14 protein-coding genes are annotated in these 22,590 nt (G+C 69.9%); 8 read left to right on the top strand and 6 right to left on the bottom strand.

The genetic code is table 11. The features are described from left to right. Positions 1 to 22: 22 nt before the first annotated feature. On the bottom strand, positions 23 to 880 hold the full coding sequence (locus tag ACFWIA_RS12715) for a class I SAM-dependent methyltransferase (RefSeq protein WP_387003165.1): 858 nt from the start codon (positions 878 to 880) through the stop codon (positions 23 to 25). After that, a complete protein-coding gene (locus tag ACFWIA_RS12710) occupies positions 864 to 2,513 on the bottom strand; it encodes an AMP-binding protein (RefSeq protein WP_387003163.1) in 1,650 nt (549 codons plus the stop codon). Before ACFWIA_RS12710 ends, ACFWIA_RS12715 begins: the two co-directional genes overlap by 17 nt. Before the next feature lie 490 nt (positions 2,514 to 3,003). Between ACFWIA_RS12710 and ACFWIA_RS12705 the strand changes: the two genes are divergently transcribed. The 8 genes from ACFWIA_RS12705 to ACFWIA_RS12670 all read left to right on the top strand — a co-directional run bounded on the left by ACFWIA_RS12705 (position 3,004) and on the right by ACFWIA_RS12670 (position 13,142). After that, positions 3,004 to 3,510 carry a hypothetical protein gene (locus ACFWIA_RS12705; RefSeq protein ID WP_387003161.1) on the top strand — a complete coding sequence of 169 codons (507 nt, stop codon included), beginning with the start codon at positions 3,004 to 3,006 and terminating at the stop codon, positions 3,508 to 3,510. 52 nt (positions 3,511 to 3,562) lie between these two features. Further along, positions 3,563 to 3,703 carry a hypothetical protein gene (locus tag ACFWIA_RS12700; RefSeq protein WP_387003159.1) on the top strand — a complete coding sequence of 47 codons (141 nt, stop codon included), beginning with the start codon at positions 3,563 to 3,565 and terminating at the stop codon, positions 3,701 to 3,703. A gap of 1,370 nt (positions 3,704 to 5,073) precedes the next feature. Beyond that, positions 5,074 to 5,829 (top strand): thioesterase II family protein, encoded by a 756-nt coding sequence (locus ACFWIA_RS12695; RefSeq protein WP_387003157.1) that lies wholly within the window; start codon positions 5,074 to 5,076, stop codon positions 5,827 to 5,829. After that, positions 5,829 to 7,646, top strand: coding sequence for an amino acid adenylation domain-containing protein (locus ACFWIA_RS12690; protein ID WP_387003156.1), 1,818 nt, complete (start codon positions 5,829 to 5,831; stop codon positions 7,644 to 7,646). Before ACFWIA_RS12695 ends, ACFWIA_RS12690 begins: the two co-directional genes overlap by 1 nt. Beyond that, positions 7,643 to 9,085, top strand: a complete 1,443-nt coding sequence (locus ACFWIA_RS12685) for a tryptophan 7-halogenase (protein ID WP_387003154.1) — start codon at positions 7,643 to 7,645, stop codon at positions 9,083 to 9,085. Before ACFWIA_RS12690 ends, ACFWIA_RS12685 begins: the two co-directional genes overlap by 4 nt. Beyond that, the gene (locus ACFWIA_RS12680) at positions 9,082 to 10,494 is read left to right on the top strand and encodes a tryptophanase (protein ID WP_387003152.1); all 1,413 of its coding nucleotides are present in this window, start codon (positions 9,082 to 9,084) and stop codon (positions 10,492 to 10,494) included. Before ACFWIA_RS12685 ends, ACFWIA_RS12680 begins: the two co-directional genes overlap by 4 nt. Positions 10,495 to 10,944: 450 nt before the next feature. Beyond that, positions 10,945 to 11,802, top strand: a complete 858-nt coding sequence (locus ACFWIA_RS12675; RefSeq protein ID WP_387003150.1) for an SDR family NAD(P)-dependent oxidoreductase — start codon at positions 10,945 to 10,947, stop codon at positions 11,800 to 11,802. 1,064 nt (positions 11,803 to 12,866) lie between these two features. Next, positions 12,867 to 13,142, top strand: coding sequence for a hypothetical protein (locus ACFWIA_RS12670; protein WP_387003148.1), 276 nt, complete (start codon positions 12,867 to 12,869; stop codon positions 13,140 to 13,142). 69 nt (positions 13,143 to 13,211) lie between these two features. On the opposite strand, the gene ACFWIA_RS12665 is transcribed toward ACFWIA_RS12670, so the two are convergent. The 4 genes from ACFWIA_RS12665 to ACFWIA_RS12650 form a co-directional block, all read right to left on the bottom strand. Further along, a complete protein-coding gene (locus ACFWIA_RS12665) occupies positions 13,212 to 13,646 on the bottom strand; it encodes a DUF6302 family protein (RefSeq protein ID WP_387003146.1) in 435 nt (144 codons plus the stop codon). A 443-nt stretch (positions 13,647 to 14,089) separates the two neighbouring features. Beyond that, positions 14,090 to 14,986 (bottom strand): MBL fold metallo-hydrolase, encoded by an 897-nt coding sequence (locus ACFWIA_RS12660; protein ID WP_387003144.1) that lies wholly within the window; start codon positions 14,984 to 14,986, stop codon positions 14,090 to 14,092. Further along, positions 14,983 to 16,209, bottom strand: a complete 1,227-nt coding sequence (locus ACFWIA_RS12655; RefSeq protein WP_387003143.1) for a cytochrome P450 — start codon at positions 16,207 to 16,209, stop codon at positions 14,983 to 14,985. Before ACFWIA_RS12655 ends, ACFWIA_RS12660 begins: the two co-directional genes overlap by 4 nt. 85 nt (positions 16,210 to 16,294) lie before the next feature. Next, complete coding sequence (locus ACFWIA_RS12650; protein ID WP_387003141.1) at positions 16,295 to 21,526, bottom strand: type I polyketide synthase; 5,232 nt, start codon at positions 21,524 to 21,526, stop codon at positions 16,295 to 16,297. Positions 21,527 to 22,590 lie beyond the last annotated feature (1,064 nt).

Below are 22,590 nucleotides of genomic sequence, written 5' to 3'. Positions count from 1 at the left end.
GGAAAAGAACCATGAGGGCGGGTCACGCCGCGTCGTCGATGCGTTGCAGGGACCACTGGGCCAGTGACATGTGGCGGCGGGCGAATCCGTTGACGCAGCCGGTCAGATAGCGGTCGTAGTCCGTGAACAGTTGGTTGCCCCACCGCTGCCGGACTAGGGCTTCGTTTCGGCGCAGGCGGGCCTGCCATTCGGCGCAGGTGCGCTGGTAGTCCGTGCGCCGGGTCCGCATCTGTTTGACTTCCCAGTAGGGCGCGGCGGCCGACATGATGTCCTCGGGCCGGGGAGCGAGGCCGCCGGGGAAGATCTTGCGACTGACCCACCTGATCTCGCGGATGTCCTCTCGCGCGCGGGGGACCCGGTCACGCAGGATGGTCTGCAGCCCGAAGTGGGTTCCGGGCTCCGCCCACTCCCAGGCCCGGCGGAAGTAGTCGGCATACTTGGCGGCTGCTCTGCCCTCGCGGAAGTCCTCGGCGGAACAAAGATGTTCGATCATACAGATCGAGATGATCGCGTCGAACCGGACGCCGGGCCGGTAGTCGGCGTAGTCGACGCAGGAGGCTGTCACTCTCGGCAGGCCCCGTCGAACGATCTCGGCGTGCTGGGCCTCGGAGAGAGTGATGCCGTGGACCTCCGCGACGTTCCGGTCGTGGACCAGATACTCCAGGTTCGCGCCCCAGCCACAGCCGATGTCCAGCACCCGGCTCGCCGACGTGACACGAGCGAAGTCGTACATCACGCCGAGCTTCGCCTGCTGCGCCTCGTCGAGGTCGTCCGTGTCATCGAAGACCGCACACGTGTAACTCATTCGTTTGTCGAGCCACAGCCTGAAGAACTCGTTGTCGATGTCGTAGGAGACGGCTACGTCAGCTTTGTCGGACACCGTCCAGTTCTCCTTCCAGATAGCGTCGGCGGGTCTCCTGGCGGCGCAGCTTGCCCGAGGTGGTTCTGGGGATCGTTCCGGGGCGCACCAGCACCACGTCGTGAACGGACAGGGTCAGCTTTTCGCTGATGGCGGTGCGGACTCGGGCGGCCAGTCCTCCTCTGTCAGCGCTCGCACGGCACTCGATCACGAGGACGAGTTCCTCGGTCTCCTCCGCAGGACGGGTGAAGGCCGCCACCCCGCCTTGGCGAACACCGGACTGGCTCTCCACGATCCACTCCACTCGCTGAGGGTCCGTGTTGTGGCCCCGTACGATCAACAGATCCTTCACCCGTCCCGTGACGAAGAGCTCTCCGTCGACGAGGAAGCCGCGATCGCCGGTGTGCAGCCATCCTTCGCCGTCGAAGGTGCGGCTGGTGGCCTCGGGGTCGCCGGCATAGGCGTGCGCCACGGACGGTCCTCTGACCCACACCTCACCCACCAGGCGATCGGGGAGAGGCCGCCCGACGCTGTCGCGCACGCTGAGCTCGTGGTCGTCGAAGGCTTTGCCGCATCCCACGACCTCGGTGAGAGGCTCGGCGGACGGGGATGATCCGGCCGGGCTGTTCGGAGCCGGAGCGGCACGGCCAGCGGAAAGGTCCTTCAACGAGACTCGTTGGAGCGCGAGGGGGCGGCCAGGCGGGCAGAGCGTCACAGCCAGGGTGGACTCGGCCAGCCCGTAGCAGGGCAACATCACATGGGGATTCAGCCCAGCCGGCCCGAATGTCTCGGCGAAGCGCCGCAGCACACGGGGATTGATCGGCTCGCCCCCGCAGCCGGCGACCCGCACCCGACTGAGGTCGAGCGCGGCCACGTGCTCCGGACGCGTGCGACGCGCGGCCAGCGCATAGGCGAAGTTCGGTGCGAAGGTCACCGTCGCAGACCTCTCGTGCATCGCCCGCATCCACGAACCCGGATCACGAGCAAAGGTTCTGGTCGGCATGAAGGAAGTGGGCAGCCCGACGGTGAGTGGGGCCACCACGAACCCCACCAGGCCCATGTCGTGATGGAGCGGCAGCCACGAGAGCGTTCGGTCCGTGGCGAGATCCACCCCAATCCCTTGCCGCGCGATGGCCAGCCCGTTGGTCATGACTGCTTCGGCCCGTGCCGCCACCGCACGCGGACGCGTTGTGCTGCCACTACTGAACTGGAGGTACACGACATCGTCCGCACTGCGCCGGACGGGACCGCGGGAGGTGGGCGAGGTGCGGGTGAGGTCTTCGTAGAAGAGAAGGCGTCCGAATGGGCGGAGGGCTTCGCTCGCTGCCGCCGGGACGCACAGCGCTGTCGGGCGGGCCACCGAGAGGACGGTGCGCAGGAGTTCGCTCCACTGCCGCTGGCGCCCGGCCATGGGCGGTGCGGGCGCGGGCACCGGCACTACCCCGGCCCACAACGCCCCGAGGAAGGCTGGGACGAAGGACGCCGGGTCGCCGTCGAGCATGGCCAGTCGGTCACCGGCCCGCAGACCCGCGTGGGAGAGTCCCGCGGCCACACTTCTGACCGCATGCGACAACTCGTGGCGGTTCAGGCTTGTCCAGCGGCCGTCGGAACCCAGGTACTCATGGGCCGGATCGTCGTCCGCGTACTCCTCCAATAGTTCCGTTATCCATAGAGCACACATGCGGAAACCCCCTTCATGCCTGCCGCATGCATCGCGAGTGTCGAGACGATTACTGGATTCCCAGGGCTGCCTGGTCTACACAGAGGAGCTCCGCGAAGTGCCCTACCTGGTGAATCATCCAGACTGAACAACCGTCGCAAAGCCCGGATCGGTATAATGAAACTCCGCGATTTGAAAGGTGCATGCTAAAAGCATGGCTGTTCGGTGCTACGGGGTGGAACGGGGTAAGGGAAAGCACCTGCGCTCCCTTGGTTGCGCCTCGCGCCTCTTCGCGCGCCGTAGGCAGATCCGTATGGAGACGTGAAGATGAGTGATGTCGGTCACCCCGCTCTGGTCGGCCGCCGTGCTCCGGAGTCGCCGGGCAGACGGGTTCGCCAACGGTGGCGGAGTCTCGAAAGTGCGCCGGCGGCTGACAGATCTTCCGACATGCACGGTTACCACTCGTTCACCACCGAGGAGCAAGGTGAGCATCTCCAGCGACAGCCGTACCACCCGCAGCACGAACGCACAGGGACTCAGGCGCTCGCTGCTGAGACGGCAGGAGACCGGCGAGCACAACCCCGTTCTCCTGATCGCCGTGGTGGGAGCCCTCACGGCTCTTCTGTGTGCCGTCGTCTACCTGGGATCGATGACCTACACGCTCGTCCACTACAGGTTCTGGGACGGCCTCTCGGCGTGGGCCGCATTCACCGTCTCCCTGATCTTCGCGCTGCTCGCCCTCTTGTCCACTCTTCCCCTTGCCGTGACGCAGAACGAGATGCGGTCGCCCGTGGTCGCCCGATACTTCTTGTGGGGGACCTGCCTGATCCTGGCGGGGGTGCAGTTCGCCGCGTCCGTGCTGGGGCAGGTCTCCCTCCCCCTGTCGGGAGTCGTCGGCATGACGACGGTGATGGGCATCGCCTGCTCCGCGGAACTCGCCGCCCACGGTGTCGCCGAGTTCAGGTCCGGGGGTTCATGGGACACCGCCTGACTGGTGGTGACGCCACTGATGGGTCTGACCTTCGGACTCTGGCTCTTCGCGCGTGGTACGACTGATCGGCGCGGACGCCGTCGGTGGGGACCAGCGTGCGGTCAACGATGACGTGCTCGCCCTCACCGAGGTCAGTGAGACCTTCGCGGGGGATAGGGGCCGGGGAAGCCAGCACCTGAAGCTGAAGCCCTGATCGTGGGGATTGCCGGAGAGGGTCAGGCGGCGCCTTCGCGAAAGCGCACTGTGGCTGACGTGGACGCCGCCGTCGGCCACGAACTCGCCGCACCGGCGGGGTGCGCGTACGGGCGTCGTGGCAGTCCTTGGGCAGTAGAAGCCCAGCCTGACTGCCCGGCTGGGACCGGCAGTGGGAAATCGGGCACGCTTCCGAGACTCGGCTCAGTGCCCCTGAGCCGAGTGATCTTGAGGCACCGGCCCAACGGACACCCACAGCTACCGATGTCAGTGAAACCAGTGCCTTGCGATCAGGACGGCCACCGGATTCCCCGTCGCCGACGTGGCCTTCGCGGACTCGCAGACGGTGCAACTCGCCACCGCGCACTTGGCCGACATCGCCAACCGGCCTCTCACCGGCGAGGGCAGGCGCGTCACCGATCAGTCGGTCGGGCCGCCCTCCCGTTCGCCCCCGGACAGTCGCCTCTCGCGCCGGACATCGCTGCGAGGCCCGGGGGGCTCCTTCGTCTCCCGGAGGTCCACCGGCTGATCCGCGTCACGGGCAAGGCGGTCATCTGCGTGGTGCTTGGCTGGACGGCCGGCGAGGGACTGCCCGCACGCAGTTTCCGAACCCGGGTAAGAGGCTTCCCTCGTCCGAGGGAAGCCGCCGTACTCCGCTATCATGCCGACGCCCGGGCTCAAGCCCGCCCTATCCCAGGACCGTTCGCGAAAGCCGAATCCGGCCCGGCGCCCGGGTCGTCCGCCACGACGCCGGTCCGCCGGGTGCGGCAAACGCGTCGCTGCAGCTTCCGAGCCATCTGGCGGCCCACCGCTCGGCCGCCTTCGCGGGACGCGTCGCTCCCGGCCAGGTCGACGAGTACGCACCTGCGCCCGGTGGCGAGCCGAACCCGGAGGACGGGTTCTCCACGACGGCCGCGGGCTCCCCGCACTCCACGGCCCCGCCGCTCCAGGGACACCGGCACCGGATGGTTCACGGCGGGCGGGAGCCGGCCATCGGCGTGGACACCGCCCACGCCGTAGTGCCCGCGCTCGCGCGCCGGTCCGCCCAGCGCGCCACTGTGCTTCAGCGCGCTCCCTCACGCCCGAGGGGAGGGGGTGGTTCCCCCGTCCCTCATGGACTACTACTGGCAGTAGCGCGCTTTCCGCTTCCGGACTTTGGGCGGTGCGTCGGAGCCGACGCCTCGCGACGCACGCCGGAGACACCCTCACCGGGTGGGCCGAAGCACTTCGGTGCGTTCGCCTCCCGCATGGTGATACGGCTGGCTGGAACTGGCTGCCACGACCCAACTGGCCCGGTCCTCAGCACGGGGTACCCGCCGAGAACCCGCCGCCGGCCTACGAATCGCCGACCCGAACGTGGGGTACCAACTCATGAACACCGTCCTTGACCCGCCCCTCAGAGTGCTCACCACGGTGAAGCCAACGGATTCGTCCGCCCCGCACTACGTGTGCTTCCCGCCCGCCGGAGGCACAGCCGCGATGTTCCGCCATCTCGCCGCGGCCCGGACCGGAGCCTGCCTCTCCGCCGTCCAGTACCCGGGGCGGGCAGACCGTGTCCGGGTACGGCTGCCGGACACCTTCGAAGAACTGGCACAGCAGTGCGCGGAGGCACCCTTGCTGGCGCGGGAAGCCACACGGACCGTGCTGATCGGCTTCAGCATGGGGGCACTGCTCGCTCTGGAAACCGCCCTGCGGATCGAATCCCGGTACGGCCGGGGCCCTCGCGCGTTGATCGTGGTCGGTGCGACCGCCCCGCACCGCCGTCACCGCCCGCCGCCGCTGGACGACGCCTGTCTGGACCGGATACTGGACGACAACGGCTCGGTCGACGACTCGCTGCGGGCCCATGCCCGGGACCTGCTACGCGCCGACATGAGCCTGATCAGCCGCTACACCGGCCCCGCGCAGCGCGGTGCGCCCTGTCCGGTCGGCGCGGTGTGCGGCGAGGACGACCCGCGGTACGTGGCTGACGACGCCACCGACGCCTGGGCGGTCTGGTCCCGGCAGCCCTTCGCCTCCCGCCTGGTGGGCGGCGGCCACCTGGGACTGCTCGCCCCGGAGCGCGCGGGCGAGCTGTGGAAGCTGGTGGACCGACTGGCCGGCGCGGCGGTGGGAGGGCGGGACTGATGTCCGCCCCCGCCGACGGGGTGCTGCGTGGGGCACGTCGCCCCGTGCCCGGCACTCCCTGGTGGGCGTTGGTCTCGCGGCAGGCGGCGCGCATCCCCGACACGACGGCCCTGGTGACCGACGAAGGCTCCCTCACCTTCCGCGAACTCGACCTCTGGTCCGACAGGTTGGCCCGGCTGCTGCGGGAGCAGGGCGTCCGTCCCGGATCCGTGGTCGCCTGTGCGCTGTCCCGCTCGGCCCCGGCGGTCCTCGCACCGCTCGCGGTCGGCAAACTCGGCGGGGTCTACGCGCCGCTGGATTCCGCACAGCCCGCCGGCCGGCTGCGGCAGATCCTCGATGACGCCCGACCGACCGTGGTACTCACCGACAGCCCCGAGACGCCGAACCCCGCTGTCGAACTGCCGTGCGGAACCTGGTGGCGCGAGCTGCGGGCGTACGCCTCCCCGTCCCCGTTTCCGGCTTCCCGCCGTGTTCCAGCCGATCCTGTCTGTCTCGTCTACACCTCGGGCTCCACCGGGAGCCCGAAGGGCGTCCTCGTCGGCGGCCACAGCCTGACCAACCTCTACACCGAACTGCGCGCCCGCTGCTTCCCCCTCGCGGGGCGCGGACCCCGAAGACGGCCGGTACGAGTCGCCCACGGAATGACGTTCGGCTTCGACGCCGCCTGGAACCCCCTGCTGTGGCTGGCGGGCGGACACGAACTGCACCTGCTCGACGACGACGTCCGGCGCGATGCCGCACTGTACGCGGAGGCGGTACGTGAACGGCGGCTCACCGTCGTGGAGGCGCTGCCCGCGCTGACCGCCGCCATGACCGAATGCGGACTCCTCCACGCCGCGACCCGTCCCGACCTGATCCTGATGGGCGGCGAGGCAATCAGCCCGGCGCTGTGGACCCGGCTGCGGGCCGAGGAGGATCTGCACGCGCTCAATCTCTACGGCCCCACCGAATGCACCGTCTTCGCCACCTCCTGCGCCACCAAGGAGAGCGAACGGCCGCTCATAGGCCGCCCCATCGCCAACTGCGCCGCCCAGGTCGTCGACGAGGAACTGCGCCGCCGTCCGCCCGGCGCCTCGGGCGAACTGTTGCTCGGTGGTGCCTGCCTGGCCCTCGGCTATCACGACCGACCCGAGTCGGACGCCGAGAGCTTCACCTTGGACGAGGGGGGAGAGCGCTGGTACCGGACGGGTGACATCGTCCGCCGACTCTCCGGCGGGCGGCTGGAGTTCCTGGGCAGGTCCGACGACCAGGTCAAGATCCGCGGACACCGGACCGAGCCGGCCGAGACCGAACACGCGCTCCTTGCCCACCCCGAGGTGCGGCAGGCCGCGGTACGGGCCGAACGGGGCCCCGGCGGGTCGGTCCGGCTGGTGGCCCATGTCGTGCGCCGCCCGGCCGCGGACACCCCCGGCGGCAGGGACGGCTTCGCGGCACTACTCCTCGGTCAGCTGCGAGCACGACTGCCGGACCACCTCGTCCCGTCGGCCGTCGTCGTTCTGGACGCCCTGCCGCTCACCGCGGCCGGCAAGACGGACCGGGCCGCGCTGGCCAGCTCTCCCACCCACTCCGAAGGGTGCCCCGACCCGCCCCTCACCGCCGTGGAACAACAGATCGCCACGGTCTGGCGGTCCGTCCTCGGCATCGAACACCCCGGAGTCCACCAGGACTTCTTCACCCTCGGCGGCGACAGCCTGCTCGCCAACGCGGTGTCCCTGCAGCTGCACGCTGTCGGCCTCGAATGCTCTACGCGCGAGGTCATGCTCCACCCGACCATTGCCGCGCTCGCGACCCGGATCGCCGAAAGGACCGGCGCATGACCCGACCTCCCAACGATTTCGACGTGATCGTGGTGGGTGGAGGGCCCGGCGGGTCCACAGCCGCCACTCTCACCGCCCAGGAAGGCCATCGCGTCCTCCTCCTCGACAAGGAGACCTTCCCCCGGTACCAGATCGGCGAGTCCCTCCTCCCCGCGACCGTGCACGGCATCTGTCCGATGCTCGGCGTGAGCGAGGAACTGGAGCGTGCGGCCTTCACCCGCAAACACGGCGGCACCTTCCAATGGGGAGCCAACCCCGAGCCGTGGACCTTCGCCTTCGCCACCTCCTCGCGCATGGCCGGGCCCACCTCCTACGCCTACCAGGTCGAACGCACACGATTCGACAACATCCTGCTGGAGAACGCCGCCCGTACCGGGGTGGACGTGCGGCAGGGCCATCGCGCGCTCGGCGTGCTTCGAGCCGGGGACGGCCGGATCGTGGGAGTCCGGTTCCAGGACGACGCGGGGCACACGCGAGAAGCCCACTCCGTCCATGTCGTCGACGCTTCCGGACACGGCAGCCGTCTGCACCAGGCGCTCGCCGGAAAGCGCGCGTACTCACCCTTCTTCCGCAACCTGGCGCTCTTCGGATACTTCCTCGACGCCGCGCGGATGCCCGAACCGAACTCCGGGAACATCCTGTGCGTCGCCTTTCCTTCCGGCTGGTTCTGGTACATCCCGCTCTCGGCCACCCTCACCAGCGTCGGAGCCGTCGTGCGGGCGGAACTGGCCGCCAGTGTGCGGGGCGACCCCGAGGCCGCCTTCCGGGCCCTCGTGGACGAGTGCCCCATGGTCAAGGAGTACCTGACTGGGGCTGGGCGCGCGCGGACCGCGCCCTACGACCGGCTGCGCGTCCGCAAGGACTGGTCCTACGACCGCAGTGAGCTGTGGGGCCCGGGCATGGTCCTGGTCGGCGACGCGGCCTGCTTCATCGACCCGGTCTTCTCCTCTGGAGTCCACCTGGCCACCTACAGCGCGCTACTCGCGGCCCGCTCCATCAATACGACACTGGCCGGAGAGCTCAGCGAGGCCCGCAGCTTTGGCGAGTTCGAAGCCCGATACCGTCGGGAGTTCGGTCTCTTCCACGACTTCCTCGTCTCCTTCTACACGCTCCACACGGACGAGGAGTCCTACTTCTGGCGAGCCCGCGAGATCTCCGGCCACCGGGGCTCCCTGCGCGAAGCCTTCGTCGACCTGGTCGGCGGCGTCCTCGCCGGCGACTTCACCCGGGAACGGTCCGCCCCGGACGAGCAGTTCACCGCAGTCATGGCCGAGAGCGCAAGGCTCCAACTCCGCAGCCGCCTCGGCGCCGCCGCAGCCTGGGAACCCCCCATGATCCCGGGCGGGCTCGTCCCCTCCCTCACCGGCTGCCGCTGGACGGAACCCCGTCCGGCCCGCACCCCAAGCACCTCCGACGCAATGGAAGGCGAGACTCCATGACCATCCCGCACCCCGTCGAGCCCTGGCGCGTCAAAACCGTCGAAGCGATCCGGCAGACCGACCGTGCCTACCGAGAGCACGCACTGCGAGAGGCCGGCTGGAACCCGACCCTGCTGCGCTCCGAGGACGTCGCCGTCGACCTGTTCACCGACTCCGGCACGAGCGCCATGTCCGACCGGCAGTGGGCCGTCCTCATGCAGGGCGACGAAGCGTACGCCGGCGCGCGCAGCTTCTACCTACTGCGGCAGGAGGTCCGTGCCCACTACGGCTTCGAACACGTCGTCCCCGTTCACCAGGGACGCGCCGGCGAGAACATCGTCTCGCAACTGCTGATCCGGCCAGGCCACCACGTCGCGGGGAACATGTACTTCACCTCCACCCGCGCCCATCAGGAACGCAACGGCGCCGTCTTCCACGACGTGATCATCGACGAAGCGCACGACCCCACCTCCGAGCACCCCTTCAAGGGCGACGTCGACCCGGCCAAACTGCGCGCCTTCATCAAGAAGCACGGCCCAGACGCCATCCCGTACCTGTCGATCGGAGCGACCGTCAACATGGCGGGAGGCCAGCCGATCAGCCTCGCCAGCCTCGCCACCGTGCGCGAGATCGCCGACGCCCACTCCCTCCCCGTCGTCCTCGACACCGCGCGCGCCGTCGAGAACGCCTACTTCATCAAGCAGCGCGAGAGCGGCTGGGCGGACACCTCGATCGCCGACATCCTGCGCGCCATGTGCGACCTGGCCGATGTCGCCATCATGTCCGCGAAGAAGGACAGCATGGTCAACATCGGTGGCTGGATCGGCATCCGGGATCCGGACCTGGCCGAGCGGGCCCGGGCGCTCGTCCTGCTGTACGAGGGGCTGCACACCTACGGAGGGATGGCCGGCCGCGACATGGAGGCGCTGGCCCAGGGCATCGTCGAATCCGTGCGGGAGGAGAACATCGCGGCCCGCATCGGACAGGTCGCCTATCTCGGCCATCGGCTCATCGACGCCGGAGTGCCGGTCGTCCGTCCCATCGGGGGCCACTGCGTCTGTGTCGACGCCCTCGCCACCCTGCCCCACATCTCCCGTGAGGAGTTCCCGGCCCAGACACTCGTCGCGGCCCTCTACGCCGACACCGGAATCCGAGGGGTGGAGCGCGGAGCCCTCTCGGCCGGACGCGATCCGGTCACCGGCGAGAACCGCTATCCACCGCTGGAGTTCGTCCGCCTCGCCATCCCCCGTCGGGTCTACACCCAGACCCACATGGACGTCGTCGCGGACAGCGTCATCCGACTGCACACCCGCCGCGAACAGATCGTCCGGGGACTGGAGTTCACGCACGAACCCCCCCACCTGCGCTTCTTCCAGGCCCGCTTCCGTCCGCTGGGCGGTGACAGCATCTTCGACAGCGACACGGTCTGACCCGGTCCGGCTTCCACCCGCCCTCCCGGGCGCGGCGCGAACGAAGAGGGCGGGTGGAAGGCCGACCGCCGACAGTGAGGAACTCGCCATCCACGACCGCGCAAGCGCCTGGGGAGCCCCAGTTCATCCGATGCGATGGTGGGCGAGGCGTACCTCCCGCACCATGCCGATCGAGTTGCTGTGGGATAGCCTGGAGTCCGCTCCGCCGCCGCGACGGCACCGCGCCGTGCGAACGCCCGCAGTCACCTCACGCGACTGCACCGGATCGAGAGGGCGGATGAGCAGGGAGTCCTGGACGTACCCCGTCTGACGGCTCGGCGACGACCGCCGCACACCAGTTCGCCCCCAGGGGCAGGCTTGTCCTGTGGCTGAGCCACGAGAGACTACATGCAGAACACCCATTTCCCAGCCCCGTGCGTGCCCGCACGGGAGGCATCCGTGGAGCGCGCAGTGCCCATCACACCGCAGAGTCCGACGGAGTCCACCGAGCACTCCTTCGAGACACCCGACGACGTCCGCGCCGGCCTTGCCGGTCGGAGCGTACTGATCACCGGCGGCTCACGCGGGTTCGGCCGGGAAATGGCCCGTGCCTTCCTCGAACGCGGTGCCCGAGTTCTCATCACCGGCCGCGACCAGGACGCCCTGGCCTCTACCCGCGCGGAACTCGCGCCGTACGGCGACCTGCGCACCGCCGTCGTGGACAGCACGGACGAGGGCGCGCTACGGGAACTCGCGGCCCGACTGCTGGCGGACTGGGGCGGTACGGACGTCCTGGTGGCCAACGCGGGAGCGAGCGGCCCGATCGGACCCGCGTGGGAGAACGATCCGGCCCATTGGTGGGCCACACACGAGGTGAACGTCCGAGGGACCTTTCTCACCTGCCACGCCTTCGTTCCCCAACTGCTCGCGCGTGGCGGCAGGATCCTGGTGATCAGTAGCAACGCGGGCATGCACCGCTGGCCGCATCTGTCGGCTTACTCGGTCTCCAAGGCCGCCGGCATCAAGCTGGCCGAGAACCTCGCCGCGGAACTGCGCCCGCACGGTGTGCACGTCTTCGCCTACCATCCCGGGCTCCTCACCATCGGAATGTCCTCCGCCCTGATGGAAACGACCGCGGAGGAGGACAGTTGGGAGGGGAAGGCCAAGCACTGGCTCCTGCGCGAGCGCGCCCAAGGCCGGACCACCTCCACGGACGTGGGCGTTCGTGGCGCGCTCCTCCTCGCGGCCGGAGTCGCGGACCACCTCACCGGCCAGTACCTCACGTCCGACCACCCCGACCTGACATGGCTTCCAGCCCTGCCCTCCTAGGCGACGCCGGACCAGGACAGCACCGCACCCTGAGCCTCGGAACGCGCATCCCGGTACCGACGGCATGGCTTCGCCCCACGCCCGGGTCCGGCAGTGGTGGAACCGCCGAACAGGTCGCCACGCAGGCTGCCGGCCGAACACCCCGATGATGCCCGGAGACCTGGCTGGCTTCGTAGCTCGTCAACCGTGGGCAACCATGTTCAGGGCCTGTCGTGTCCGTCTTCACCACGAACGGCCCGTCATCGAAACCAGGCCACGGAGCGTGAGCCCCCATCGACCAGGGACCGACAGGGACCGATGCCGACCGCTTGTACCCCGTCCAGAGTTCGAGTAGAACATCCCCCATGATCGCGGTGAACGGTCCCTGTCCGTACCTGCTCGTCGCGGGGGTGGGGCTGCCCAGCTGCGACGGACCCGACGCGGTCCGGTCCCCTGCATGAACCAGGCGTCGGTGCCCACGCTGACGAGGACATCGCCGGAGTAGTCCAGACCGAGCTGGACCCAGCCCTCCTCGTGGCCTTGGCATCCGTCTGATCCGTTGCCGGGCGCTCTCAGGTCAGCGTCGCCAGACGAGCAACGCGGTGCGGGAAACCCGGTTCAAGGGACGAACCCATCACGAATGCCGGCCGCCGCGCAGCAGGGCCGGACGCCCCCTCCCGTACAGTTCGCCGTCTCCGGCCACGACACCTCCAGCGGGAAGGAGGCGCCGAACCACGGGTGCCCTGAGGAAGCGCTCAGGACGTCCGGCCCACAACCTGTCGATTCCCCGGAGTCGAGGCGTCGGATCCCCCGACGCAACCGCACGCCCCGCCAGCGCGCTGCGCGCTCTGCCGCGCCCCCGCGGCATGCTTGCGAGGGACGGGTCGTCCATGGGATCCGAACCAGTGGGTAGATCGTGATACTACGAAGGCGACTGCGGTCAGCGTCTCGCGAGCCTCGCACCGGCGCTGCCCCCGACGAACGGACGAACTGGCGCCCTCGGGAGCACGGGGGCGGAACCGCACCCCCAACGGACCCTTCGGACGTCCCACTCCACCGCTCCGCGGTACGACAGGAGGAGTTTCATGACCCAGCCCCACCCCGACGTCCGGCGCCTTGTCGCACTGATCGCCGAACACGATCGCAGTCGTGGCAGCATCCCCGACCCGGACGGAAAGATCGCCGGATACGACGGTCTCGTCCTCCTGGGGGCGGCGGGCCACCGAGCCAGGTTCGTTCTTGAGGGACATGGCACTCTGCGGAACACTCTCACACCGCGGCAACTCGGAGAGCTGTGCCGCCTGTTCGCCGTGGCGTGGCAGGACGGGTTCGCGGTCGGCGCCCGTTCCCGGCAACCCTGAGCCCACTACGCGCCCGTGGGTGGCCCCTGCGGGCGGGACCCTATCGGGGTGTCGCGTGGCCGGGCGGATTCAACGAGCCCCGGCAGAGGATTCGGCCCTGTGCAGGGCGATACCGTGATGGTGGTAGCCCAGCATGAGTCCTCGGGGCCCGGGATCGCGGCTGGGCTCCTGCCCCCATTCCACCCGGCCCGTCGTCGAGGTGCCGTTGGCGAAGGCGGTGTACGGCTGGTGCACTCGGACCCCGGGAAATCCCAAGCTGTGTGTGTTGTCGGTCTCCAGGATGGCGAGCACGCACAGGAGCAACCGCTCGGGGACTTGGATGAACCCGCACACTCTGACTCCGCCGACCGGTACGGCCAGACCGCTCCAACGCACGGGCGACGGGCCGCTGCCGGGCTCTTCGAGGACGATACCGATGGCTCCGTCAAGGAGGCCCGGATCAGCCAGTCGTGCCGCCATGCTCGCCCGCTCATCCTCCAGACGGCCGTACTGGTCCACGGTCACGGGTCCTCCTCCAGACACCGCCAGGCGTCAGTGTTCGTGGCATCGATCATGGGTGCGGCCACCGTGCCACTCGGAATGCGGGTCCAGGGCCAGTGTGGACGGTCGCTCGGGGCGTGGGCCAGGGGCCGCGTCATCGTGCGGTGGGTCAACATTCCCTCCAACGACGTACAGGCGCCGCAACTGCCGTCCCTGTCACCATGAGCCGGCTGACCTGCCCTTTCAGGGCCCCACGTCGACGACTTCCTATGAGTGCGCAGCGGCCGTGGGGGAGGGAACCCACCGTCAAGGGGGGAAAGCTCATAGTGCTCGTCTAGGGGGTGCGGCCGGTCTGTTCGCGTGATCGGGACAGTCGGGGTCGACGACAGTCGCTCAACGCTCGCCCGCGCCTGTGACCGGACGACGGGACAGGACACCGTCGAGCCCCCTGTTCGCCCCATCGGGCATCACGTCACCGGAGCCCACGGAACCCCGGGGCCCGCGTCATCGGTGAGGTGTCCGAACGGGCGGTCGGCGAAGTGCATGCCGAAGCCGATGGTGCCGGGAAGGTGGAGACGCGCCCGCACCACGTCGCGAGTCGTGGCGGCCTGAGCCGGATCGTGGTCGGGGGCGGCACCCCAAGCGGGATGGACGAGCTGGGTCGGGGAGTGCAGAACGTCGCCGAAGACGACTAGACGGTGCTCGCCGTGGCGGACCAGGTACGTGGTGTGTCCGGGGCTGTGGCCCGGGGTGAGCCAGGTGGTGACACCGGGGAAGATCTCCTCGCCGTCGCCGAATCGGTGGGCCAGACGCGCGAGTGGTGTGATGACTCGGGCGGCGGAAGGTGCGCCGGTCTCGATGTGTCCGTCCTGGTAGTGAGGGAGTTCGTTCGCGGCCACCCAGTACAGGGCGCGAGGGAACGTCGGGCGCCGGTCCTCATCGAACGCCCACCCGACGTGATCGATGTGCAGGTGGGTGAAGGCGACCGTGTCGATGGCATCCGGCCGCAGTCCTGTCCGGGCCAAGGCCAATGGAAGGGCACCGCACGTGACGGAGCCGAACCCGATGTCCCCCCGGAAGGGGCCGAACCCCGTGTCGATCAGCATGGACCGGCCGCTTTCGTGCTGGATGAGCAATCCGCCCGTGGACATCACCAACCACCCTCCGGAATCCAGGAGGTAGGAGTGGGTACGCCAGTGGCCTGCCGGTACGGCGGGGAGGAACCGGTGGGGCGAGAGTCGCATCACCCCGTCCACCACGTACGTCACCCGTAGGGGGCCCAGCCGCAGGCTGTGCTGGCCGGCCGGCTGGTGCCAGGCGTGCACGGCCGGGGTGCAGCCCGGGACGCCGCAGGTGTCGCTCACCGGCCCCGCCTCCCACGGACGCCGGGAGTTGGTGAGCGGAAGCGGAACGTCAGCTGGTCGAAGCCGGCGTGCCGCCCGTTCTCGTAGTGCCGCCGTGGCGCCTTGGTCAGGGCGAACGGCGGGTGGTCGGCGAGTTGCCCGGCGATCTCCGTCATCTCCAGGCGGGCGAGGTGCGAGCCGACGCAGAAGTGGACGCCGTTGCCGAACGACAGATGGTGTCCGAGGGGGCGGTCGAGACGGAAGCTGTCGGGATCCGGGTAACGGCGCGGGTCACGGTTGGCGGCCCCGTTAAGGAGCAGCACCCTGGAGCCCGGTGGGATGCGCGTGCCGTCGATGGTCACGGCCCGCGTGGTCGTTCGTGTCTCGTGATCGACTGGTGGCCACAGCCGTAGGCTCTCGTCTGCGACGGTTGCCGCGATACGCGGGTCCCGCCGCAGCGCGCTTTGGAGTTCCGGGTGTTGGGACAGGTACCAGAGCATGTGCCCGATCCCGCCGAGCGTGGTGTCGTGGCCGGCGATCGCGAGCGCCACGAGGAGGGGGTGGAGTTCGGTCCCTGTGGCCGGTCGACCGTCGAAGTCCTGGCGGACGAGCCACGCCAGGTAGCTCTCGGCCGCGTCGGACCTGCGAGCGCGGTCGATCTCCTCGTCGAGGAGCGTGGCGAACTGCGGCCAGAAATCCCGGGTGCCGTCCGCTCGGTGGATGTGGCGCCAGGTGAGACGGGTGAGTTCGTGGAGGCGGTCGCGTGCCCGGGTGGAGAAGCCCACGGTCAGCACCAGCACGTCCAAGGGCAGTGGCAGGGCCAGATCACGCAACCAGTCCCCGCCGCCGCGTCGGGTGAGGTGGCGCAGACGGGCCCCGACGAGCCCGTGCACCCCGTCACGGATTTCCTTGGTCCTGGGCAGGGCGACAGCCGGGGTCATCAGGCGTCGGTACAGCATGTGGTGGGGGGCGTCGTACTCAAGGGGTGCGAAGCGGGGGGTGCCCGGTGCGCGCGGGAAGAGCACTCCGTCCCCGGAGCGGTAGGTCCGGTGATCCTGGTAGGCGGCGGAGACCTCGGCGAAGCGGGTGAGGATCCACATGCCGCCATAGGCGGTGCTGTGTGCCACGGCGCTCCGCTCGCGAAGCACACGGTGGACCTCCTCGGCCAGATCGGGTGTGAGACGGGGGTCGTGGTGGTCGAAGCGGTCGACGAGGTCTGCCAACGGGGTCGTGGTGTTCGACATAGTGGCTCCCGGGGTGGCAAAGGGGCGTGGTTGTCGGGTCGCGGTGCCGGCGGGGCTGCCAGGACGCCCCGTCGGTGGACGACCGCTATCGGTCCGCAGGGGACGCCTCGTCCGTCGGGTCGGTGAGCCGGGTGCTCAGATACGCGGTGAGCGCGGTGAGCGTGGGGTTCTCCCAGAGCAGTGCCGGGGGCGTTGCCAGGCCGAAGCACCGGTTCAGTTCCACCCGGAACCGGACGGTGAGCAAGGAGTCCATGCCCTGCTGAGACAGCGGGCGTTCGGCGGACAGATGGGCGGTGGTCGCGCCCAGCACCCGCGCGGCCGCGCGACGGACCTGGTCCGTGACCGCTTCGTGCAGGGCGTCGCCGGTCAGGTCGGCCCAAGGCGCCGCGTCCGGCGTGTCGTCCTGGGGTCGGAGTGCCGGGAGGGTGGACATCAAGGGCGGCCGGAGGTGTTCAGAGTCGTGCAGGAGTGAGAGGACCGCGATGCTCGCGCCGATAGTTCGACGTCCGTTGAGGACGTCGGTCAGGGCGCGCAGGGCTTGCGTCTCGCTGAGGTCTGAGGCTCCACGGACCGCGAGTTCGGCGTCGGTGGCGTCGGCGGACGCGGCCATGCCCAGACGGTGCCAGCTGGTGAACGCGACGCTGACCGTGTCCTGGGCACCCGCGGCGCGCCGGTGGCGTGCGAGGGCGTCCAGATAGGTGTTGGCAGCGGCGTAGGCGCCTTGCCCCGGCAGGCCCAGCAGGGGGCCCGCCGAGGAGAACAGCAGCATGAAGTCGACCGTGCCGGGCGGGAACATCCGGTGCAGAGCCAACGCGCCATGGGTCTTGGCGCGCATGACGCGCCGCAACGCGGCGTCGTCCACTTCCGTGAGCAGCGCGTTCTCTACGGTGCCCGCGGCGTGCACGACGCCCGCAACAGGCGGAAGCTGTGTGTCGTCCAGGGCTCGGCGCAGTGCCCGTGGATCGGCGACGTCGACCGCGGGCGTCATGACCACCGCCCCGGTTGATTCCAGGGCCCGGACCGCCCGCACCCTTTCCTGTGAGGCTTCGGCGAGGTCCGGGTCGTCCCAGTGGGCTCGGTCGGGGAGTCCCGTTCGGGAGGCGAGCACGAGTCTGTGAGCTCCTTGCCGCACCAGGTGCGCGGCGACGCGCAGCCCCAGGGCTCCGAGTCCGCCGGTGATCAGATACGTGCCTTCGGCCCTGCAGAGCGGGGTGGTGTTCCCCTCGCCCAGTGCCACCGGGAGCAGTCGCCGGGACCAGCACGTTCCGTCGCGGATGGAGACGATGTCGTCGTCGGGCCGTTCCTGGAGCAACTGGAGTAGGGCGGCGGCGTCGTGTGGTCCCGGCTGCTCCGCTCGCAGGTCCACGGTTCCCCCGTGCACCAGGGGGTTCTCGGTGGCGAACACGCGGCTCATGCCCCAGAGCGGTGCCTGTTCGACAGCTGCCTCGTCCGTAGATTCGCGAACGCCGCGGGTCACCCACCACACGGTGGGATCGTCGTCGCCGTGGTGGCGTGTCAGGGTCCGGACGTCCCGGACGAACGCTTCGGCGTGCTGCCGCGCGGACTGCCGGGGGTAGGCCAGCAGCACGTGGTCGGCGGTCGCTAGATGTTCGCCCTTCAGCGTCCGTTGGAACTGCACGGACGTGCCGTGCCGCCCGAATTCGGGTGCCAGGGCCCGAGCCAGACGGCGGTCGCCGACAAGGAGCACACGGCCGCCTTCTTCGCGCCGCTCCGCGGGGAGAGCGAGCGGTCGCCAGCCGACGTCGGCGGTCGACATCGTGCTGACGGGCCGTTCGTCGTCTTCCAACGGCGTGTACCGCAGTGCGGTGATCCGTGCGAACGATTGTCCACCGCGCCCGCGCACGGCGATGTCCACCGTGTCGGTTCGCCCCGGGAGCAATCGGACCGTGATCGTGACGCGATCGGGAGGGGGGCCGGTCAGTTGGATCCCGGCCAGATGCGCGGGCATCCGCAGGCGTGGTGCGCCGGGGATGACGAGCGGGGCGCACGACAGCGCCGCGTCCAGGGCGCTCGCCCAGGTCGGGGACTCGATCAGGTGGCCCGGGTCACAGGACACCTGGACGGTGAGGACACCCTCGGCGGTGTGGAGGACATCGGTTTCCCAGGGGAACCCCATGTCTTCCACGCCGACCTCGTTCAGGCGCTCCACCACGTACTCGGGAGGCAGCGCCGTGCCCGTGGCGCCGGCGGCCGGCGCGACGGGCACGGCGGGTGTCGCGGGGACGAATGTGGCGGAGCAGTGCTGCTGCCAGCTCTCCCCATCCCCTTCCCGTCCCTCTTCGCCGAGTCGCGAGGAGAGCGTCAAGCGCTGGCCCTGTCCGACCAGTTGGACGTGGCGTGCCCCGTCGCCGCGAGGTAGGGCGATCGGAGTGCGGAGGTCGACATTGTGCAGTGACGGCAGCTCCGCTGTCCCGGCGATGCGACGGCCCGCCTGCGCGAAGGTGTGGAGCAACACGGCGGCCGGGACAATCTCCGTTCCGGCGACGGGGTGGTGGCGGGGATACGGCCGGTTCTCCCGGTCGAGGACGGTGTGCCAGAGGTGGACGGCCGGGTCGTGGGAGACGGTGAGGTCGCCGACGAGCGTGTGGCTCTCCGGCGTGTGGCCGGTTCCCGGGCCGGTTCGGGGCGACGGTTCGGCGCGCAGGTGCTGCCGCTGCCATGTCATGGTCGGCAGGGGAGCGAGGGACGCGGCGGGGTGTGACCGTCGCCAGTCGGGTCGCGCTCCTCGGGTGTAGAGGGTGGCGAGGGAGCGAAGGAACGCGCGGTGCTCCCCGGGTCCTCTGCGCAGGGTGGGCACCGCGACGACCCCGCGCTCCGCGCCCATCTCCGTGATGGAGTGGGCGACCACCGGATGCGGGGAGAGCTCCACGAAGGTCTGGTGTCCGTCCTGGACCGCGGCGGTCACCGCTTCGGCGAAGCGGACGGGTTCCTTGAGGTTGCGGGCCCAGTAGTCGCCGTCCTGGATGACCCGTTCCCGCGGGTCCTCAACGGCCGTCAGATAGAGCGGTATCCGGGGTGGCCGGGGGTTCAGGTCGTCCAGGGCCCGGGCCAGCCGTTCGGCCAGGGGGCTCATCTGGGGGCTGTGGAAGGCGACGGTGGAGTCCACCGTCTTCACCGGCACTCCCCGTTCCTCCCATCGACGGGCCCACCGGGCGACCGCTCCGGGAGTTCCCGACACCACGGTGGACGTCGATGAGGACGCCACCGCGCACACCAGGTCCGGGTCCGCGCTGATCGTCCGCTGCGCTTCGGCGAAGGGAAGCCTCACCATGGCCATGGCGCCCTCGCCTTCGACCCCGCGCAGCAGTCGTGACCTGCGGCAGGCCAAGCGTGCCGCTTCCTCCTGGGTCAGAACGCCCGCGGTCGCCGCGGCGGCGATCTCTCCGACCGAGTGTCCCAGCACAGCACCGGGACGCAGTCCGTGGTGTTTCCACAGATCGGCCAGTCCCAGGTGGACGGCGACCAGGGCGGCCTGGATCCGGTCGACCGGGCCCAGCGGTTCCGCGGTCAGCGCTTGGCGAGGGGTGTACCCGATCTCCTCCGCGTACCACGGTGCCAGACGGTCGATGGTGGCCGCGAAAGCGGGTTCCCGGTCGAGCAGTTCGCGGCCCATGCCCTCCCACTGGGATCCGTGTCCGGAGAAGACCCAGACGGGAGCGTCGCCGTCCTCTCCGATCCGGCCGACGGCCACGTCCGGGTCGCCGTCCCGTTCCTCCGCGATCGTCTTCAGCCCGGCGAGGAGGTGGTGCCCGTCCCCCGCGACCACCGCGGCACGCGCGCCCAGGTGGGCCCGGTGCGCGGACAGGGTGTGCCCGACGTCTCGCAGCTCGAACGACTCGTCTTCCAGTCCGTCCCGGATCGTGTCGGACAGCCGCCGAGCGTGGAGGGACAGGGCCGTCACATCACCGGTGGAGAGCGGGTACACCCGAAGGGTGGCCGGAGCCGTGCCGGTGGGACGGACAGTGGGGCCGGTGGGGGTCCACCGCTCCAGGACGGCATGGGCGATCGTTCCCCCGTAGCCATAGCTCGCCACCGCGGCGCGAAGGGGCCGGTCCGGCGGCGTGTCGAGGGAAGCGTTCTCGACGACGAGACGGAGTCCTGACCGCTTCCAGTCGATCGTCGTCGCGGGGCCGCTGTGGGAACGGGTCGCCGGTACCGTGCCCGTTTGGAGGACCATGACCGTCTTGATCAGTCCGGCCACTCCGGCAGCGGCTTCCAGATGACCGATGTTGCCCTTGACCGACCCCAGGAGGCAGGGGTTTCCGGCTGGCCGGCCGTGGCCCAGCACGGCGGCCAACGCGCCGGCCTCCACCGGGTCGCCCGCGCGGGTGCCGGTGCCGTGCGCCTCCACGTAGTCCACCGTCGAGGGGTCGACTCCGGCGGCCTGGTACGCGCACCGCAGGAGGTCTTCCTGCGCGCCTTGGCTGGGAGCCATGATGCCCTCGGTACGGCCGTCCTGCCGTACCGCACAGCCCCGGATGACGGCCAGGACCGGATCGCCCTCGCGCGCCGCGTCGGACAGGCGTCTCAGGACCACCACTCCGCAGCCCTCACCACGGCCGTACCCGTCCGCCCCGGCATCGAAGGGCTTGGACCTGCCGTCCGCTGACAGGGCGCCGGCCTGGTCCAGTACCACGGTCAGCGCGGGGCCGGTCATCAGCATCACTCCGCCGGCGAGGGCGGTTCCGCACTCACCGGCGCGCAGGCTCAGACAAGCCTGGTGCAGGGCGACCAGCGAGGACGAGCACGCGGTGTCCACCGCGACGCTGGGGCCCCGCAGGTCGAGGCTGTGGGAGACACGGTTGGCCACCGCGCACAGCGAAGCCCCGATGCCTGACCAGGGTTCGATACCGGCGAGGTCCTCCAGGAGCGGTCGGCCGTAGTCGTCCGATCCCACCCCCATGAAGACGCCGGTGTCGGACCCCTCCAGATCCGGCGGGGCGACACCGGCGCGTTCCAGCGCTTCCCACGTCACTTCCAGCGCCAGCCGCTGCTGCGGATCCATGAGCCGGGCCTCGCGCGGCGCGATGCCGAAGAAGTCGGGATCGAAGCTGTAGACGTCCTGGTCGAGGAAGGACCCGTAGGGCGTCGTGGACGCGAGGACGCGTTCTCTCGCCCGGTCACCGACGGTGTATCCGTCCCAGCGGTCCGCCGGTACTCGCCCGACCGCCTCCACCCCTGAGAGCAGCGACTCCCAGTACTTTTCCGGCGTCACCGCGCCCGCGGGGAACCGGCACGCCATGGCGATGATGGCGATGGGCTCCCGATCGGCCGTCCCTTCAGAGGTCTTCCGCATGACGTCACCTCACGTCGCCGCTCGCTGCCCTGTCAGCGGGGCGGAGGCGATGGAAGGCCCGGCCCACTCCGACCGGGCTGGTAGCCGGGTGTGGTGGCACCCTCCTCGGCGTGATGCTGATGGCCCAAGGCGTCGATCGCTGTCGCCAATCAGACGCCGAGCCGGACTCCTGCGTGAACCGGGCTGGTCGCACCAGCCGTTCCCCGCGCTCGAAAGGGCTCCTTGCATCGTATGCGAACCGATGGGTGGACGCCTCTTGTGCTCCTGGCGGCCCTGCCTCCGGGACCGGAGCCGAAGTCGACGAGTGACCACGCCGGTCCGCTTCCGGCCGGCACACCCGTCGACCGGAAGCGGCAGCTCGCTGACGATGCCATCGGTCAACGAGGACAGTGTCGCCAGGGCTCAGGCGTAGGACACCCCACCCACTGGGGGACATTCCAACCGGCGATCACCTGCTGATGGGCGGCCGGGTGCCAGCACCCCGTTCGCCCGCTCCACATGAACGCCGGGGCGGTTGCCGGCGCTGGTGTGCTCACGGCCGTGGTCGCACCACACCGCAGGACGGCTGGCGAGGCCGACCCGTGGCCCGGGGCGTGTGGGAGCTGCTGCGTGCGACGGTCGACTGACCACTGGGGATCCTGAGGTGGGTGACCCGCAGATCTCCCGGTCTGTTCGGGCCAGTGGTCCTCACCCGACATGATGGTGTGTCAAGTGTGCGTTGTGTCCATTGGCTGCCTCCGGTGCCGAAGTCATGATGGGTTGCCACCGAGCTGGATGCGATGCCGACGCCCACGAATGCGCGGATCGCGTCGCCTCCCGGGCCTCCGGGATGGAGTCGTCCACCGCGGCGATCAGGCGCTTGGTCATCAAGGTGAAGCCGGACTCCTCCAGGACTCCGTTCCCGTTCGAGTCCAGGAGCGAGAAGATGAACGAGACCCTTCGGAAAGCCTCCGGGCGCATGGTTCCCCCGCTTCCCTGGAGGATCGTCCCCCGGAAATCGGATGCGAATCGATTGCTGGTGATTTCCCCCCGGATCTCCTGCCTACTCTGGTCCACGGCGGTAA

It is taken from the genome of Streptomyces sp. NPDC127068 (assembly GCF_042724695.1).
Classification (GTDB): Bacteria; Actinomycetota; Actinomycetes; order Streptomycetales; family Streptomycetaceae; genus Streptomyces.
The sequence above is the reverse complement of the archived record's forward strand: the minus strand, read 5'-3'. Positions and strand labels throughout refer to the sequence as shown.